The organism is Burkholderia cepacia complex sp. TUM26381, from assembly GCF_057439935.1.
This window is the reverse complement of record NZ_CM172006.1, coordinates 543,236-560,499: the sequence shown is the minus strand read 5'-3', so window position 1 is coordinate 560,499 and position 17,264 is coordinate 543,236. Positions and strand designations below refer to the sequence as shown.

18 protein-coding genes and 1 tRNA gene are annotated in these 17,264 nt (G+C 66.3%); 11 read left to right on the top strand and 8 right to left on the bottom strand.

Annotated elements, in window-relative coordinates; genetic code table 11:
• Nucleotides 1-12: 12 nt before the first annotated feature.
• The gene (locus ACWMMN_RS02695; protein ID WP_059236277.1) at nt 13-1,749 is read right to left on the bottom strand and encodes a proline--tRNA ligase; all 1,737 of its coding nucleotides are present in this window, start codon (nt 1,747-1,749) and stop codon (nt 13-15) included.
• A 218-nt stretch (nt 1,750-1,967) separates the two neighbouring features.
• Here ACWMMN_RS02695 and ACWMMN_RS02690 point away from each other — a divergent pair, with 218 nt between their 5' ends.
• Complete coding sequence (locus tag ACWMMN_RS02690; protein ID WP_059236279.1) at nt 1,968-2,615, top strand: RNA pyrophosphohydrolase; 648 nt, start codon at nt 1,968-1,970, stop codon at nt 2,613-2,615.
• A gap of 13 nt (nt 2,616-2,628) precedes the next feature.
• A complete protein-coding gene (locus tag ACWMMN_RS02685) occupies nt 2,629-3,237 on the top strand; it encodes a CNP1-like family protein (protein WP_059236281.1) in 609 nt (202 codons plus the stop codon).
• A 106-nt stretch (nt 3,238-3,343) separates the two neighbouring features.
• Here the strand turns inward: ACWMMN_RS02685 and proB are convergent, their stop codons facing one another.
• From proB to rplU, 4 genes are all read right to left on the bottom strand, one after another.
• Entirely contained in the window at nt 3,344-4,462 is a 1,119-nt protein-coding gene (gene proB / locus ACWMMN_RS02680; protein WP_059236283.1) for a glutamate 5-kinase, read from the bottom strand.
• A gap of 90 nt (nt 4,463-4,552) precedes the next feature.
• Complete coding sequence (obgE, locus tag ACWMMN_RS02675) at nt 4,553-5,665, bottom strand: GTPase ObgE (RefSeq protein WP_174993294.1); 1,113 nt, start codon at nt 5,663-5,665, stop codon at nt 4,553-4,555.
• A 187-nt stretch (nt 5,666-5,852) separates the two neighbouring features.
• The gene (gene rpmA / locus ACWMMN_RS02670; RefSeq protein WP_006476999.1) at nt 5,853-6,116 is read right to left on the bottom strand and encodes a 50S ribosomal protein L27; all 264 of its coding nucleotides are present in this window, start codon (nt 6,114-6,116) and stop codon (nt 5,853-5,855) included.
• A 24-nt stretch (nt 6,117-6,140) separates the two neighbouring features.
• A complete protein-coding gene (gene rplU / locus ACWMMN_RS02665; protein ID WP_006025184.1) occupies nt 6,141-6,452 on the bottom strand; it encodes a 50S ribosomal protein L21 in 312 nt (103 codons plus the stop codon).
• A 209-nt stretch (nt 6,453-6,661) separates the two neighbouring features.
• Between rplU and ACWMMN_RS02660 the strand changes: the two genes are divergently transcribed.
• The 9 genes from ACWMMN_RS02660 (at nt 6,662) to ACWMMN_RS02620 (ending at nt 14,575) form a co-directional block, all read left to right on the top strand.
• Nucleotides 6,662-7,657 (top strand): polyprenyl synthetase family protein, encoded by a 996-nt coding sequence (locus tag ACWMMN_RS02660; protein WP_059236288.1) that lies wholly within the window; start codon nt 6,662-6,664, stop codon nt 7,655-7,657.
• 180 nt (nt 7,658-7,837) lie between these two features.
• Nucleotides 7,838-7,914: transfer RNA gene (locus tag ACWMMN_RS02655), tRNA-Pro, on the top strand.
• A 142-nt stretch (nt 7,915-8,056) separates the two neighbouring features.
• Nucleotides 8,057-9,349, top strand: a complete 1,293-nt coding sequence (locus ACWMMN_RS02650; protein ID WP_059236290.1) for an HlyC/CorC family transporter — start codon at nt 8,057-8,059, stop codon at nt 9,347-9,349.
• An 82-nt stretch (nt 9,350-9,431) separates the two neighbouring features.
• Nucleotides 9,432-10,709, top strand: a complete 1,278-nt coding sequence (locus tag ACWMMN_RS02645; RefSeq protein WP_059236292.1) for a GspE/PulE family protein — start codon at nt 9,432-9,434, stop codon at nt 10,707-10,709.
• 2 nt (nt 10,710-10,711) lie between these two features.
• Complete coding sequence (locus ACWMMN_RS02640) at nt 10,712-11,917, top strand: type II secretion system F family protein (RefSeq protein WP_059236294.1); 1,206 nt, start codon at nt 10,712-10,714, stop codon at nt 11,915-11,917.
• 45 nt (nt 11,918-11,962) lie between these two features.
• Nucleotides 11,963-12,874 carry a prepilin peptidase gene (locus ACWMMN_RS02635; protein WP_059236297.1) on the top strand — a complete coding sequence of 304 codons (912 nt, stop codon included), beginning with the start codon at nt 11,963-11,965 and terminating at the stop codon, nt 12,872-12,874.
• A gap of 1 nt (nt 12,875) precedes the next feature.
• Nucleotides 12,876-13,484: a dephospho-CoA kinase gene (coaE, locus tag ACWMMN_RS02630; protein ID WP_059236299.1), complete on the top strand. Its 609-nt coding sequence runs from the start codon at nt 12,876-12,878 to the stop codon at nt 13,482-13,484.
• A 109-nt stretch (nt 13,485-13,593) separates the two neighbouring features.
• The gene (gene zapD / locus ACWMMN_RS02625) at nt 13,594-14,349 is read left to right on the top strand and encodes a cell division protein ZapD (RefSeq protein WP_027783465.1); all 756 of its coding nucleotides are present in this window, start codon (nt 13,594-13,596) and stop codon (nt 14,347-14,349) included.
• A gap of 25 nt (nt 14,350-14,374) precedes the next feature.
• Entirely contained in the window at nt 14,375-14,575 is a 201-nt protein-coding gene (locus ACWMMN_RS02620) for a DNA gyrase inhibitor YacG (RefSeq protein ID WP_059236301.1), read from the top strand.
• A gap of 67 nt (nt 14,576-14,642) precedes the next feature.
• Here the strand turns inward: ACWMMN_RS02620 and ACWMMN_RS02615 are convergent, their stop codons facing one another.
• Genes ACWMMN_RS02615 through argJ form a run of 3 tightly spaced genes read right to left on the bottom strand, consistent with a single transcriptional unit; the run spans nt 14,643 to nt 17,213 of the window.
• Complete coding sequence (locus ACWMMN_RS02615) at nt 14,643-15,086, bottom strand: NUDIX domain-containing protein (protein ID WP_059236304.1); 444 nt, start codon at nt 15,084-15,086, stop codon at nt 14,643-14,645.
• The gene (locus ACWMMN_RS02610) at nt 15,083-15,952 is read right to left on the bottom strand and encodes an ATP-binding protein (protein WP_059236306.1); all 870 of its coding nucleotides are present in this window, start codon (nt 15,950-15,952) and stop codon (nt 15,083-15,085) included. The genes ACWMMN_RS02615 and ACWMMN_RS02610 overlap by 4 nt, the downstream gene beginning before the upstream one ends.
• Nucleotides 15,953-15,971: 19 nt before the next feature.
• Nucleotides 15,972-17,213, bottom strand: coding sequence for a bifunctional glutamate N-acetyltransferase/amino-acid acetyltransferase ArgJ (argJ, locus tag ACWMMN_RS02605; RefSeq protein WP_006496770.1), 1,242 nt, complete (start codon nt 17,211-17,213; stop codon nt 15,972-15,974).
• Nucleotides 17,214-17,264 lie beyond the last annotated feature (51 nt).

Sequence of the window (17,264 nt, the reverse complement as noted above, 5' to 3'; positions counted from 1 at the left end):
CGGTCGCCGTGCTTAGCGTGCGAGCGCGGCGCGGATCTTCTCCGCGACCGTCGCCGCGGCCGCGTCGGCCGGCAGCAGCGTCGCTTCGGCGTCGCGGCGGCCCTGGTACTCGATCTTGCCTTCCTTCAGGCCGCGCTCGCCGATCACGAGGCGGTGCGGCACGCCGATCAGCTCCCAGTCGGCGAACATCACGCCCGGGCGCTCGCCGCGATCGTCGAGGATCACGTCGATGCCGGCCGCGACGAGTTCCGCGTACAGCTTGTCGGCAGTCTCGCGCACCATCTCGCTGCGGTCATAGCCCATCGGGCACAGCACGACTTCGAACGGCGCGATCGACTCCGGCCAGATGATGCCCTTGTCGTCGAAGTTCTGTTCGATCGCCGCGCCGAGAATGCGCGTGACGCCGACGCCGTAGCAGCCCATCAGCATCGGCTGCGGCTTGCCCGACTCGTCGAGGAACGTCGCACCCATCGCTTCCGAGTACTTGGTGCCGAGCTGGAACACGTGGCCGACTTCGATGCCGCGGCAGATGTCGATCACACCCTTGCCGTCCGGCGACGCGTCGCCCTTCTTCACGTTGCGCACGTCGGCGACGTCCGGTTCCGGCAGGTCGCGGCCCCAGTTCACGCCGGCGATGTGATAGTCGACCTCGTTCGCACCGACGACGAAATCGCTCATGTTCGCGACCGTGCGGTCCGCGATCACCTTCACGGGCTTCTTCGTGCCGACCGGGCCGAGGTAGCCCGGCGGCGTGCCGAACCACTCGACGATTTCCTGCTCGGTCGCGAAGCGGTGGTTCTTCAGGCCCGGCAGCTTCGATACCTTGATCTCGTTCAGGTCGTGGTCGCCGCGCAGCATCACCAGCCAGATGGTCGGCTCGGCGCCTTCGTTGTCGGTCGCGAGCACGATCGACTTGATCGTGCGCTCGAGCGGGATCGCCAGCAGTTCGGCGACGGCCTCGCACTTCGCCTTGCCGGGCGTCGCGACCTTTTCCATCGCTTCGGCCGGCGCCGCGCGCTCGGGCGTCAGCGGCAGCGCTTCAGCCGCCTCGATGTTCGCTGCGAACTCGGAGGTCGGGCAGTAGGCGATCGCGTCCTCGCCGGTATCGGCGATCACGTGGAACTCGTGCGAGAAGTTGCCGCCGATCGAGCCGCTGTCGGCCGCGACCGCACGGAATTCGAGGCCGAGGCGCGTGAAGATGCGCACGTACGCGTCGTACATCTTGCGATACGACTCGTTCAGGCCGGCCGCGTCCTTGTCGAACGAATACGCGTCCTTCATGATGAATTCGCGGCCACGCATCACGCCGAAGCGCGGACGGATCTCGTCGCGGAACTTCGTCTGGATCTGGTAGAAGTTCACCGGCATCTGCCGGTAGCTCTTGATCTGGTTGCGCGCGATGTCGGTGATGACTTCCTCGTGCGTCGGCCCGATCACGAAGTCGTTGTCCTTGCGGTCCTTGAAGCGCAGCAGCTCGGGGCCGTACTGTTCCCAGCGGCCCGATTCCTGCCACAGCTCGGCCGGCTGCACGGCTGGCATCAGCAGCTCGATGGCGCCCGCCCGGTTCATTTCCTCGCGCACGATCGCCTCGACCTTGCGAATCGAACGCAGGCCGACCGGCAGGTAGTTATAGATGCCGCCGGCGACGCGACGGATCATGCCGGCGCGGACCATCAGCTTGTGGCTGACGATCTCTGCGTCGGCGGGAGCTTCTTTCAGGGTGCCGATAAAGAAACGGGAAGCTTTCATGCGGACGGTTCCAAAAACGGCGCCCCCAGGCGGGGCGCCCGAAAAAGTTTCAAGGTGAAAAAGCTGCGCGCGACGAACGACGATGGCGCAGATGACGTAGCAGACTAATCAGGGACAATTCAGCCGGTGTACCCCGCGCGGATTCGCTCCGTCACGGTGCGCAGCGCCCGTTATCTGTTTATAATCAAAGCAATTTTAAAGGATTCGAAGGTGGTTGTATGCTGGATCGTGAAGGCTTTCGCCCGAACGTCGGCATCATCCTCTTGAACGCGCGCAACGAGGTGTTTTGGGGCAAGCGGCTCCGCGAGCATTCCTGGCAGTTTCCTCAAGGTGGGATCAAGTATGGCGAGACCCCCATGCAGGCGATGTACCGGGAGTTGCACGAGGAAACGGGCCTGCATCCGGAACACGTCAAGATAATCGGCCGCACTCGCGACTGGTTGCGTTACGAGGTGCCTGACAAGTTCATTAAACGCGAAGTACGCGGTCATTACCGCGGCCAGAAGCAGATCTGGTTCCTGCTGCGGATGGTTGGACGCGATTGCGACATTTGCTTGCGCGCGACCGACCACCCGGAGTTCGATGCGTGGCGCTGGAACGAGTACTGGGTGCCGCTCGATGCGGTGATCGAGTTCAAGCGGGATGTCTATCAGTTGGCGCTGACGGAACTGTCGCGCTTCCTGCGCCGCCCGGCGCAGCGAGCCGAGAAGCCGCGCGGGCCGCGAATGTCGCGCTATCCGCGCGTCATTGGCGTACAGGCCCAGCAGACGCTGACGATTGTCGACACATCGGTAGTCTGTTCGGAGATCGAAGTGGAAGCGGGCACGCTCGACGAGATGCCGCCCCACGTGATCGTCGGCAAATGACGAGTCGGACTGCATGACCGGGCGCGACCTTGGTGTCGCGCCCTTTTTTTACGAGGAATGCATATTGAAAGCGATTGCTCTCGCGCTCGCATCGATCGCCGCGATGGCTGCCCTGGCCGGCTGCGCGAATTCGAAAGCGCCGTCCAACAAGGATGACAGCGAATTCGTGTACCTGCTCGACCGCCAGGGGACCTGGAAGGAAAACACGGTCGACACGCTGCCGCCGCTGCCGCAAACGGGCGACCTGCTGCCGTTCAACGTATCGCAGAACACACCGCTCAAGTTCTTCGTCGACGCGAAGTCGCTCGACGTCGGCACCGACGGCGTCGTGCGCTACGCAGTCGTCATCACGAGCCCGGCCGGCGCGCGCAACGTAAACTACGAAGGCATTCGCTGCGACACGTACGAATGGCGCCAGTACGCCGGCCTGGACTCCGATCACAACGGCTGGGACCGCACGGTCGAGAACGACTGGCGACGCATCGAGAACGGCGAGCTGAACGCCTATCACTCGGCGCTCTATCAGGACTACTTCTGCGCGAACAAGATGCCGCAGGGCTCGACCCGGCAAATCCTGGAAAACATCCGGTTCCATCGCACCGCGATGACGCAGTTGCGCTGACGGTGCGCGATGCGGGTCGCCCGCATCGTCCCGCCGCATGAAAAAAGCCCGCATCACGCGGGCTTTTTTATTGGACTGCCGGGACTGCCGATACCGTGGCCGGCGATCACACCAGCACGAGGTTGTCGCGATGAATCAGTTCGGGCTCCAGCATGTAGCCGAGCACGGTCTCGATCTCGCCACTCGGCTTGCGGTGAATCAGCTTCGTTTCCGCGCTGCTGTAGTTCGTGAGCCCGCGCGCCACTTCGCGCCCGTCAGGCCCGACGCACGCGATCACCTCGCCGCGCGCGAACGCGCCCTGCACGTCGATCACGCCGATCGGCAGCAGGCTCTTGCCGCCATCCGTCAGCTTTTCGACCGCGCCGGCGTCGATCACGACATGGCCGCGCACCTGCAGATGATCGGCCATCCATTGTTTGCGCGCCGCCATCCGCGCAGTGCGCGCGATCAGCTGCGTGCCGATCGCCTCGCCAGCCGCCAGGCGCACGAGCACGTCGGATTCGCGGCCGCTCGCGATCACGGTATTCGCGCCGCTATGTGCCGCACGCTTCGCCGCGAGAATCTTCGTCAGCATCCCGCCGCGGCCGAGGCTCGAACCGGCACCGCCGGCCATCGCCTCGAGTTCGGGCGCGCCCGCATTGGCCTCGGCGACGAGCGTCGCGTTCGGATCCTTGCGCGGATCGGCCGTGAACAGCCCCGACTGGTCGGTCAGGATGATCAGCGCATCGCCTTCGATCAGGTTCGCGACGAGCGCGCCGAGCGTGTCGTTGTCGCCGAACTTGATTTCGTCGGTGACGACGGTGTCGTTCTCGTTGATGATCGGCACGACGCCGAGCCGCAGCAGCGTGAGCAGCGTCGACCGCGCATTCAGGTAGCGCTCGCGATCGGCCAGGTCGGCATGCGTGAGCAGGATCTGCGCGGTGCGGATGTCATGCTCGGTGAAGCGGCTCTCGTAGACTTGCGCGAGCCCCATCTGGCCGACCGCCGCAGCGGCCTGCAACTCGTCGATTTCCCGCGGCCGCTTGCTCCAGCCGAGCCGCTGCATCCCCTCGGCAATCGCGCCCGAACTGACGAGCACGACTTCCTTGCCCTGCGCACGCAACGCGGCGATCTGGGCTGCCCAGCGGCCGATTGCAGCATGATCGAGCCCCTTGCCGTCGTTGGTCACGAGGCTGGAACCCACCTTCACCACCAATCGCTTCGAATCCGCGATGATCGAACGCATCCTGCACTGTCTCCTGTATCTGATGCCTGCCCGGCCGGGCGCGATTGAACGCCGACGCCGGGCGGCACGCCCGGCGCATGACGGCACCGCTCAGGCGTCGTCGCCCGGCACCGCATCGCCCTTCGCCGGCGGCGCATCGCGGAATCGCACGTCGGCCGCGAGATCTTCCGCCTCCGCCGCACGGTGCGCGTCCGAATGTTCGGACAGGTAATCGTAGATCGCGTAGCACAGCGCTTCGCAGCCCTGGCCCGTCAACGCCGAAATCTCGAACACGGGGCCGTTCCAGCCGAAACGGTCGAGGAAATCGGCAACGCGTGCCTCGCGCTCGTCTTCCGGCACCATGTCGAGCTTGTTGAGCACGAGCCAGCGCGGCTTCTCGTACAGCGCTTCGTCGTACTTGCGCAGCTCACCGACGATCGCGGTTGCTTCCGCGACCGGATCGACGGTTTCGTCGAACGGCGCGAGATCGACCAGATGCAGCAGCACGCCGGTGCGCTGCAGGTGGCGCAGGAACTGATGCCCGAGGCCCGCGCCTTCGGCCGCGCCCTCGATCAGCCCCGGAATGTCGGCGATCACGAAGCTCTTGCTCGGGCCCACGCGCACCACGCCGAGGTTCGGCGCGAGCGTCGTGAACGGGTAGTCGGCGATCTTCGGCCGCGCATTCGACACCGACGAGATGAACGTCGACTTGCCTGCGTTCGGCATGCCGAGCAGGCCAACGTCGGCGAGCACCTTCAGCTCGAGCTTCAGCATGCGCCGCTCGCCCGGCTTGCCGTCCGTCTTCTGGCGCGGCGCACGGTTCGTGCTCGACTTGAAATGCAGGTTGCCGAGGCCGCCGGAGCCGCCCTGCGCGAGCATCACCTGCTGGTCGTGCTCGGTCAGGTCGGCGATCAGCTCGCCGGTATCCATGTCGTTGATGATCGTGCCGACCGGCATGCGCAGCGTGACGTCGTCGCCGCCCTTGCCGTAGCAATCCGAGCCGCGGCCGTTCTCGCCGTTGCGCGCCAGATGCTTCTTCGCGTATCGGTAGTCGATCAGCGTGTTGATGTTGCGGTCGGCGATCGCGTAGACGCTGCCGCCCCGGCCGCCGTCGCCGCCGTCCGGCCCGCCGAACGGGACGAACTTCTCGCGGCGCATCGACGCGCTGCCATCACCCCCGTCTCCGGCGATGACTTCGATTCGTGCTTCGTCAATGAACTTCATTCGTCACTCCGCCCAGTATTTCCGCTATTGTGCCGCGCGCCGGCACGCTTGAACAATCTGCCATTCGGCCGATCGTACGCCGGTTGCGCGAGGGTCGCCGGCACGCACCTGCGCCCGGCGACCAAATAAAAAAAGGCCCCGCGAAGACTGCGGGGCCTTTCGGCTACGAAGCCCGTGGGTGCCTGACTTAGGCAGCCGCCGGGACGACGATGACCAGATGCTTCTTGTCCGCGCCCTTGGTCGCGAACTTGACGTGACCGTCAACCAGCGCGAACAGGGTGTGATCCTTGCCCATGCCGACGTTCTCGCCTGCGTGCATGCGCGTACCGCGCTGACGCACGATGATGCCGCCGGCATTGATTGCCTGGCCGCCGTACACTTTCACGCCGAGACGTTTCGACTCGGAGTCGCGGCCGTTCCGGGAAGAGCCGCCTGCCTTTTTGTGTGCCATCTGATTGCTCCTTTACCGAGGCGCTTACGCGTTGATCGCGTCGATGCGCAGCTCAGTGTAGTTCTGGCGGTGGCCGCCGTGCTTTTGGTAGTGCTTCCGGCGACGCATCTTGAAGATGGTGACCTTGGCATGACGACCGTGCGACACAACGGTGGCCTTGACGGAAGCCCCACTGACCAGCGGCGTACCGAACTTAATCGATTCGCCTTCGCCCACTGCGAGAACCTGGTCGAGCGTGATTTCAGCGTCAATGTCAGCCGGTATCTGTTCTACTTTGAGTTTTTCGCCAACGGCAACTTTGTACTGCTTGCCGCCGGTTTTTATGACCGCGTACATTGAGAACCTCACTCTGGATCCAAATTTTCCGCACACCACGCGCGGAAAACACGTGATTATACATGGGGTTAGCACCGAAGTCAAAACCGATCGACGATTGCCGCGCGCGGGCCTCGGCCGAACGGCCAAAATCGCGCTGCGGCGCGTCTGACAGACCGGGATTTCGCGGATTCGACTTATAATCCGCGGCATCACCCAATTCCATCATCATGTCGTCGTCCACCGCCTCCCCCACCCTCAGCGCCGCCCACCTGCTCGCTCCGATCACCAGCGACATGGAGCAGGTGAATCGCGTTATCCGGCAAAGCCTCGCGTCCGACGTCCTGCTGATCAACCAGATCGCCGAGTACATCATCGGCGCGGGCGGCAAGCGGCTGCGTCCGGCGTTGCTGCTGCTCGTCGCCGGCGCGCTCGGTGAAACGTCGCACCAGCGGCACGTGCTGGCCGCCGTCGTCGAGTTCATCCACACGGCCACGCTGCTGCATGACGACGTCGTCGACGAATCCGAGCTGCGCCGCGGCCGCCAGACCGCCAATGCGCTGTTCGGCAACGCGGCGAGCGTGCTGGTAGGCGATTACCTCTACTCGCGCTCGTTCGAGATGATGGTCGGCGTCGGCAAGATGCGCGTGATGGAGATCCTGTCCGAAGCAACGACGATCATTTCCGAGGGCGAGGTGCTGCAGCTCCTCAACATGCACGACGCGGACGTCGACGAAACGCGCTACATGCAGGTGATCCGCTACAAGACGGCCAAGCTGTTCGAGGCGTCGGCCCGCCTGGGCGCGGTACTCGCGGGCGCCGATGCGCCGACCGAGGCCGCCGCCGCCGAATACGGCCGCCGGATCGGCACCGCATTCCAGATCATGGACGACTGGCTCGACTACGCGGGCACCGTCGAGGCCATGGGCAAGAACGCCGGCGACGACCTGCGCGAAGGCAAGCCGACGCTGCCGCTCATCTATCTGATCGAACGCGGCACGCCCGAACAGGCGGCGCTCGCCCGCGAGGCGATCGAACAGGGCGGCACCGATCGCTTCGACACGATCTTCGAAGCGATCACGCGCTCGGGCGCGCTCGATCACACGCTCGAATGCGCACGCCAGGAAGCGCAGGCCGCTGCGGCTGCAATCGCGGCATTCCCCGATTCGATCTACAAGGAGAGCCTGCTCGCGCTGTGCTCGTATTCGACGTCGCGACAGTCGTAAGTGCATGTCGTGTGTCGCCGCCAAGACTGCGACGACGCACGTTCGACACGGGAAAATCACCTGTCTCGAAAATTTTCTTCTCCAAGGTCTTCCCTTTCTGAAGAAACGTCGTTATAGTTATGTTCTTGCTCGACGACGCAGCGGTCTTGAAGAAGACTGCGAAATCGGAAGAGTCCAAATCGGGGTGTAGCTTAGCCTGGTAGAGCGCTACGTTCGGGACGTAGAGGCCGGAGGTTCGAATCCTCTCACCCCGACCAGATTTGTAAAAAACCGTGCACCATGTGCACGGTTTTTTTTTGCCCGGCCGCCGCAGGCCCCGCGTGTCGCGCACGACACATCGCGGTCGCCGGCCTCTGCTATATTCCCTCCATTCCTGTCCTTCACTGCCCATTCCGACGCGTGGACCAAATTCCCTTATGGGCGCAAATCGGCGCCGTCTTCCTGCTTCTCCTCTGTTCCAGCTTCTTTTCGATTTCCGAGACCGCGATGATGGCGCTCAACCGCCATCGGCTGAAGCATCTCGCCGGCCAGGGCGCGCTCGGCGCGAAAACCACGCAAGGCCTGCTCACGCGCACTGACCTGCTGCTCAGCGTGATCCTGATCGGCAACAACCTGTTCAACACGATCATCCCGGTCCTGACGACGTCGCTGGCGCTCCATACGTTCGGCCGCAACAACCTCGCGCTGTCGATCGCGACCGGCATCGTCGCGTTCCTGATCATCGTGTTCGCGGAAATCGCGCCGAAGATCGTCGGCGCGACCTTCCCCGAACGCATCGCGTTGCCCGCGAGCCTCGTGATCGCACCGCTGATGCGCGTGTTCAAGCCGGTCGTCTGGTTCGTCAACGCGCTCGCGAACGGCGTGTTGTGGGTGCTGCGCATCAACACGAAGAAGGGCCGCGACCAGCGGATGTCCGCCGACGAGCTGCGGGCCATCGTGCTCGAATCGAGCAGCTTCATGCCGACCAAGCACCGCAGCATCCTGCTCAACCTGTTCGACCTCGAGAACATCACGGTCGACGACGTGATGGTGCCGCGCCGCCAGATCGAGTCGCTCAACTTCTACGCGCCGCTCGACGACGTCCTGCACCAGCTCGAAACCTGCTATCACAACCGGCTCGTCGTCTACGAAGGCGACATCGACAAGGTGCTCGGCGTGCTGCACGTGCGCAAGACGCTCACCGCGCTGCACAACCAGGAGTTCGACCGCGAGACGCTGCGTACGCTGCTCGCCGAGCCGTACTACGTGCCGTCGGGCACGCCGGTGGTCCAGCAGCTCCAGTTTTTCCAGGAAACGCGGCAGCGCACCGCGCTCGTCGTCAACGAGTACGGCGAGCTCGAAGGGCTCGTGACGCCGGAAGACATCATCGAGGAACTGATCGGCGAATTCACGACGTCGATGCCGCGCAGCGAACGTGCGGGCGGCTGGGACGAGAACGGCGAATGTATCGTCTCGGCCAGCATGCCGCTGCGTGAGCTGAACCGCTGGCTGCATCTGAAGCTGCCGACGGACGGGCCGAAAACGCTGAACGGACTCGTGCTCGAAATCCTCGAGGAAATTCCGGAAGACGACGTGTGCCTGAAGATCGGCGACGTGACGCTCGAAGTGATGCGCAGCGACGATCAGGCCGTGCGCACCGTCAAGCTCTTCAAGCCGCGCGGCACGCGCACCGCACGCACCACGACGCGCTAGCCGAACGGCCGACTGCCGGCGCCGCCCGCGACGCGTGATCATCTGCCGGTCACGTCAACAGGCGGCCCGCGTGCCGGCTCACATGCATTTCCCTCCCTCCGGGGCGCCGCTGCGCACGCAGTCGTCACCCACCCGCTCCGACGCGCCGCCTGCCGCCGCGCCCCACGCACTCGATGCGGCTCAACTCGACGACGCACCGGCCGTGCGGCTGTTGACGGACACGCTGCACGCGGCGCGCGTGCGTGACGCGTCCGACATCCACGTCGAGCCGTTCGAAGCCGGCTGGCGCATCCGCCTGCGCATCGACGGCGTGCTGCACGAACACGCGCGGCCGCCGCTGCACCTGCGCGACGCGCTCGTCACGCGAATCAAGGTGCTCGCGCGCATGGACATCGCCGAGCGGCGGCTCCCGCAGGACGGCAGGCTGCGCATCGCGATCGACGGCGGCACGCGCGGTGACTACCGCGTCAGTTCGCTGCCCACGCTGTTCGGCGAAAAGCTCGTGCTGCGACGCCTCGAAACGCTGCCGCCCGATCTCACGCTCGCCCGCCTCGGCTTCGACGCGCAGCAGGCGGCCGCGATGGAGGCCGCGATCCGCGCACCGCACGGCCTCGTGCTCGTCACGGGCCCGACCGGCAGCGGCAAGACGCTGTCGCTCTACTGCGCGCTGCAGATGCTCGATCGCGACGCGCACAACGTCTGCACGGTCGAGGATCCCGCCGAGATCCAGCTCGACGGGATCAACCAGGTCGGGGTCGCCGACAAGGCCGGGCTCACGTTCGCGACGGCGCTGCGTGCGCTGTTGCGGCAGGATCCGGACATCATCATGGTCGGCGAGATTCGCGATGCGGAGACAGCCGACGTCGCGATCAAGGCCGCTCAGACCGGCCATCTCGTACTGTCGACGCTGCATACGAACGACGCGCCGGCCGCCGTCGCGCGACTGCTCGACATCGGCGTCGCACCGTACAACCTCGCGGCCGCATTGCACCTCGTCACCGCGCAGCGTCTCGTCCGGCGCCTGTGCGTCACCTGCCGCGCGCACTCGGATGCACCGGCGCGCACGCTGCGGGAAGCCGGCTGCGACCCGGCGGCCCTGGCAGCCGGGTGGCGGCCGTTCGTCGCGCGCGGCTGTTCCGCCTGTCACGGGATCGGCTATCGCGGCCGCATCGGGCTGCATCAGACGATGCCGGTATCGCGCGCGCTGGCGGAGCGCATCGTCGCGCGGGCAAGCGTCGGCGAGCTCGCGCGATGCGTGGCGGCCGAGGGCGTGCGCAACCTGCGCGACGCCGCATTCGCGCGCGTCCTGGACGGTACGACGAGCATCGCGGAAGCCATCTCCGCCACGCCCGCCGCGTGAACATGCCCATGCCGCCGCGCGAAACCCGCTTCGCCTGGCGCGGCCGCCGTCGCGATGGCGCGCCGTGCCGCGGGACAGTCGTCGCGTTCGACGCCTCGGCCGCGCGCGCCGCGCTCGCGCGCGACGGCACCGCGGTGCTGTCGCTCGACGTCCGCGGGCCGGCCCGGCCGCCGGCAGCCGGCGCCCGGGACATCACACGCTTCACGCGCCAGCTCGCAAGCCTGCTGCAGGCCGGGCTGCCGCTCGCACCGTCACTCGAAATGCTCGCGCGCACCCGTACGCGCGACGGCGTGCCGCGCATTGCCGCCGGCCTCGCCCGCGAGATCGTCGGCGGCTGCCGCTTCGCGGACGCGCTCGCACGCTATCCGGCGCAGTTCGGCACGCTGTATCGCCAGTTGATCGAGGTCGGCGAGGCGTCAGGTTCACTCGGCATCGTGCTGACACGGGTCGCGGAGCACCGCGAGCGCGCCGACGCACAGTGGCGCAAGCTGCGCGCCGCCCTCGCGTATCCGGCTGCCGTCATCCTGTTCGCACTGGCGATCTCGGCGGCATTGATGGTGTGGGTCGTGCCGACGTTCCGGCAGATCTTCGACGGCTTCGGCGCCGCCCTGCCGGCGCCGACCCGCGTGCTGCTTGCCCTGTCCTCAGCGCTGTCGGCGTGGGGTGGCATGCTCGCGGGAGCGGCCGCCGCAACGGGGCTCGCCGTGCAACACGCGCTTCGACGCTCGGCACCGCTGCGCCATGCGGCCGCACGACACCTGCTGCATGCGCCGCTCGCGGGCAGCGCGATCGAGCAGTACGCGGCCGCACGCTGGTGCCGCTCGCTTGCAACACTGCTCGGCGCCGGCGTGCCGCTCGCCGATGCGTTCGCCACACTCGAGCGCACGGCCGGTCATCCGGTGTTCGCGCACGCCACCGCGCAGATCGCAGCACGCGTGCTGCGCGGCGTGCGTCTCGCCGATGCGATGCGCTCGGCCGGCTGCTTTCCGGATGACGTCGTCCAACCGATCGCCGTCGCCGAGGAAACCGGCACGCTCGACACGATGCTTGCCGACATCGCCGCACTGTGTGAACGCCAGCTCGACGCGCGGCTCGATACGCTCGCCGCGCTCGGCGAACCGCTGATCGTGATCGTCCTGGGCGCACTCGTCGGCGGCCTCGTGATCGCGATGTATCTGCCCATCCTTCAGCTCGGCAACGTGGTGTAGCATCGCAACCGATTCTGTCGCCTTTTAGTCCGAACCGTGAGCCTCATGACGCCAGCGCCCCTGTCCGCCGTTCCCGATTCGCCCGAGAGCACGCTGCTCGCGCTGGCAATGCTGCCGCTCGCGGTGCAGTACGCGTTCGCGGTCGTCATCGGCCTGTGCGTCGGCAGCTTCCTGAACGTGGTCGTGCACCGGCTGCCCGTGATGATGCAGCGCGCGTGGCACGCCGACATCGCCGAAGCGACGGGCAACGCTGCTGCCGCGCCCGACGACGGCTATCCGCCGCGCTACGATCTGTGGCGCCCGCGCAGCGCCTGTCCGCATTGCGGCCACGTGTTGCGCGCATGGGAAAACATCCCGCTCGTCAGCTACCTGGTGCTGCGCGGGCGCTGCCGGCGCTGCGGCCACGCGATCGGTATCCGCTATCCGCTCGTCGAGATCGCCTGCGCGCTGCTCGCCGCCGGCTCGCTCGCGGCATTCGGCCCGACCGTCGCCGCGCTCGCCGCGTTTGCGTTGTGCGCGGCATTGCTCGCGATGAGCGCGATCGATATCCGCACCGGCTACCTGCCCGACTCGATGACGCTGCCGCTCCTGTGGGCCGGGCTCGTGCTGAACCTCGGCGGCACGTTCACGTCGCTGCGCTCGGCCGTGATCGGTGCGATGGCGGGCTACTTGTTCCTGTGGTCGATCTACTGGCTGTTCAAGTGGCTGCGCGGCATCGAGGGCATCGGCTTCGGCGACCTGAAACTGCTTGCCGCGCTCGGCGCGTGGATGGGCTGGGCCGCGCTGCCGCAAGTCGTGCTGTTCGCCGCGGTGAGCGGCGCGCTCGTCGGGCTCGTCGCGACCTGGCGCGGCCGCATGCGCTTCGAGGAGCCGATTCCGTTCGGCCCGTTCCTCGCGGCCGGCGGCGTCGCGACACTGTTTTTCGGCACCCCTTTCTATTCGGCGCTCGGAGGCTGACATGTTCGCAGTAGGACTCACGGGCGGCATCGGCAGCGGCAAGACGACCGTCGCCGACCTGTTCGGCGCCCGCGGCGCGTCGCTCGTCGATACCGACCTGATCGCCCACCGCATCACCGCCCCCGGCGGCCTCGCGATGCCGGCAGTCGAACAGGCGTTCGGCCGCGACTTCGTTGCCGCCGACGGCTCGCTCGATCGCGCGAAGATGCGCGCGCTGATCTTCAGCGACGACGCTGCACGCCGGCGGCTCGAAGCAATCACGCACCCGCTGATCCGGGCGGAAACCGATCGCGAGGCCCGCGAGGCGCGGGGCCCGTACGTGATGTTCGTCGTGCCGCTGCTCGTCGAGTCAGGCAACTGGAAGGCGCGCAGCAATCGCGTGCTCGTCGTCGATTGCCCGGTCGAAACGCAGATCGCACGCGTGATGCGGCGCAACGGCTTCACGCGCGAGCAGGTCGAAGCGATCATCGCGCGACAGGCGACGCGCGAAGCGCGCCTCGCGGCGGCCGACGACGTGATCGTCAACGACGCAGTCACGCCCGGCGCGCTCGCCGCGCAGGTCGATGCACTGCACCAACGCTATGTCGGATTCGCGGCCGCCGCACACTGAGACTCGCGCCCGATCGTGATGGTGTACGAAATTGGCGCGTTGCTAGGGTAGAGAGTGGGCATTAGAATGTCCTGCATTGTTTCAATCCCTACCCAAGAGGCGAGCGCGCTTGATTCTTTACGAGTATCCGTTCAACGAGCGAATTCGCACGCTGTTGCGCCTCGAAGATCTCTTCGAGCGCTTTGCGTTCTTTTTGGCTCAGGAGGACCCGCGTGAACACCACGTCGCGCTGACGACGCTGTTCGAAATCGCCGAGGTAACGGGCCGCGCGGACCTGAAATCGGATCTGATGAAGGAGCTCGAACGTCAACGCCAGACGCTCGCCCCCTTTCGCGGCAATCCGGGCATCGAGCAGAACGCGCTCGAAGCCGTGCTCGGCGAAATCGAGCAGACGCTCGCGAATCTCGCGCAGATGCAGGGCAAGACCGGCCAGCACCTCGTCGACAACGAGTGGCTCGCCAGCATCCGCAGCCGTGCGGTGATTCCCGGCGGCACGTGCAAGTTCGACCTGCCGTCGTACTATGCGTGGCAACAATGGCCTGCGGAGCAGCGCCGTCAGGACATCGCGAAGTGGATCCTGCCGATGCTGCCGCTGCGCGACGCCGCGGCGATCGTGCTGCGGCTCGCGCGCGAATCGGGTCAGGCGTCGAAGGTCATGGCGATGCAGGGCAGCTACCAGCAGATGCTGTCGGGCCGCACCTACCAGCTGATGCAGGTACGCGTGCCGCCGGAGTTGCGCGTCATTCCCGAAGCGAGCGCCAACAAATACATGCTGTGGGTACGGTTCACCATGCAGGACGGCGATGTACGGCCGCGCGCGGTGGACATCGACGTGCCGTTCCATTTGACACTGTGCAATCTGTAACGGCCGCGTGCCGGATCGCTTTCGTATGACTACCGTTGTGAAATGCCCGTCGTGCGGCGCCGATGTGCGCTGGACGCCTGAAAATCAGTTCCGCCCGTTCTGTTCGGCCCGCTGCAAGCAGCTCGACCTCGGCGCATGGGCCGCGGAAAAGTACCGGATCGGGGGAGCCTCCGACGAAGGCCCTTCGTCGGAAGAAGACGGCACGGACGGCCGCCGCGACAGCTGAGCGGCGCGCAGCACCGCTCGCCGGCGATAAGCGATATGGCCCGCCTTTCCGGCAGGCCGTCACGGCGTCAGTTCGACGCCGCTTCCTTCTCGAGCAACTCCAGCACCGGCAGCGCCGCCGGCAACAGCGGCGCGACGTCGACCGGCAGTTGCTGCCACACGAACGCCTGCCCTTCCTTGCTGTGCGGCTCGCCCGTCCAGCCCGTCACCTTGCAGAAATAGAGCCGCACGTACGCATGCGGATAGTCGTGCTCGAGCGTGTGCCAGCGATGGCTGGCCGTGACTTCGATGCCGAGCTCCTCGTGCAGCTCGCGCGCCAGCGCATCCTCGACGCTTTCGCCGGCCTCCAGCTTGCCGCCCGGGAATTCCCAGTAACCTTCATACGGCTTGCCCTTCAGGCGTTGCGCGAGCAGATACCGGCCGTCCGGCTGCACCATCACGCCGACCGCGACTTCCGTCACCTTGCGGCCGTCCGGCGCGTGCACGGCGCCTTGTGCGAGATCCGCGCTCATGCCTGCTCCTTGCGGCCCGACCAGTCACGCGCGAACTGCCACGCCACGCGGCCCGACCGCGAACCGCGCTCGAGCGCCCACACGAGCGCGTCGCCGCGCGCGGTCTCGATCTCCGCGTCCGGGCAACCGAAGTGACGCAGCCAGTGCCCGACGATGTCGAGGTAGTCGTCCTGCTTGAACGGATAGAAGCTGACCCACAGGCCGAAACGCTCCGACAGCGAAATTTTCTCCTCGACGACTTCGCCGGGGTGAATCTCGCCGTCCGGAAGATGCTTGTACGACTCGTTGTCGCTCATGTACTCCGGCAGCAGATGACGGCGATTCGACGTCGCGTAGATCAGCACGTTATCCGACTGCGCGGCGATCGAACCGTCGAGCGCGACCTTCAGCGCCTTGTAGCCCGATTCGCCGTCCTCGAACGACAGGTCGTCGCAAAACACGATGAACCGCTCCGGACGCTGCGAGATCAGGTCGACGATGTCGCCGAGATCGTGCAGGTCGTCCTTGTCGACTTCGATCAGGCGCAGCCCGTCGTTCGCATAGGCGTTCAGGCACGCCTTGATCAGCGACGACTTGCCGGTGCCGCGCGCGCCGGTCAGCAGCACGTTGTTCGCCGGCTTGCACTGCACGAACTGCCGCGTGTTCTGGTCGATCAGCCCTTTCTGGCGATCGATGTTGTGCAGGTCGCCGAGCGTGATCGACGACACGGCCGGCACCGGCTGCAGATAGCCGCGCCCCTGGCGCTTGCGCCAGCGGAACGCGTGGGCGGCGTTCCAGTCGATGGCCGCCGGTGCGGGCGGCAGCATCCCCTCGAGACGGCCGAGCAGCGCTTCGGCGCGCGTCAGAAACTGTTCAAGCTTGTCCATGTCGTTCGAGCGCCCCCGATCAGGAGCGGTAGTCCGCGTTGATGCTCACGTAATCGTGCGACAGGTCGCACGTCCAGACGGTCGCCTGCGCGTCGCCACGGCCGAGCAGCACGCGGATCGTGATCTCGCTCTGCTTCATCACGCGCTGGCCGTCCTCTTCCTGGTAGGCCGGGTTGCGGCCGCCCGCCTTCGCGACGAGCACGTCGTCGAGATAGAGGTCGATCTTGCCGACGTCGAGATCCGCGACGCCCGCATAGCCGATCGCCGCGAGAATCCGGCCGAGGTTGGGGTCGGATGCGTAGAAGGCCGTCTTCACGAGCGGCGAATGACCGATCGCATAGGCGATCTGGCGGCATTCCGCGACGCTCTTGCCGCCTTCGACCTGCACTGTCATGAATTTCGTCGCGCCTTCGCCGTCGCGCACGATCAGTTGCGACAGCACCTGCGCGACTTCCGTCACCGCGTCGCGCAGCGCCGCATAGGCCGGCGAATCGGTCGACGTGATGGCCGGCAGCGTGCTTTTGCCCGACGCGATCAGGATGAACGAATCGTTCGTCGACGTATCGCCGTCGATCGTGATGCAGTTGAACGAGCGGTCGGCGACTTCCTTCACGAGCGTGTCGAGCACCGGCTGCGCGACGTTCGCATCGAATGCGAGGAAGCCGAGCATCGTCGCCATGTTCGGCTTGATCATGCCCGCGCCCTTGCTGATGCCCGTCAGCGTGACCGTGTGACCGTCGATCGTCACCTGGCGCGACGTGGCCTTCGGCAGCGTGTCGGTCGTCATGATCGCCTGCGCGGCGTCGAACCAGTTCGCGGCCTTGCGGTTCGCGAGCGCGGCAGGCAGGCCGGCCTTCAGGCGGTCGATCGGCAGCGGCTCGAGAATCACGCCGGTCGAGAACGGCAGCACCTGCGCCGGCTCGATGCCCGCGAGGCGCGCGAGTTCCGTGCAGGTTTCACGTGCGTTCACGAGGCCCGGCTCGCCGGTGCCGGCGTTCGCGTTGCCCGTATTCACGACGAGCGCGCGAATGCCCGCGCCGCCCGCACGCACCTTCGCCAGATGCTCGCGGCAGACCGTGACCGGCGCGGCGCAGAAACGGTTTTCGGTGAACACGCCCGCGACCGTCGCGCCTTCGTCGACGGAAATGACCAGCACGTCCTTGCGATTCGGCTTGCGGATGTTCGCTTCCGCCCAGCCGAGCGTGACGCCGGCGACGGGATGCAGTTGGGCGGGATCGATCGACGGAAAATTGACAGCCATGGGGCACACCTGCCGGATGGAAAATGCCGGCATGCGCCGGCATCGATTGGA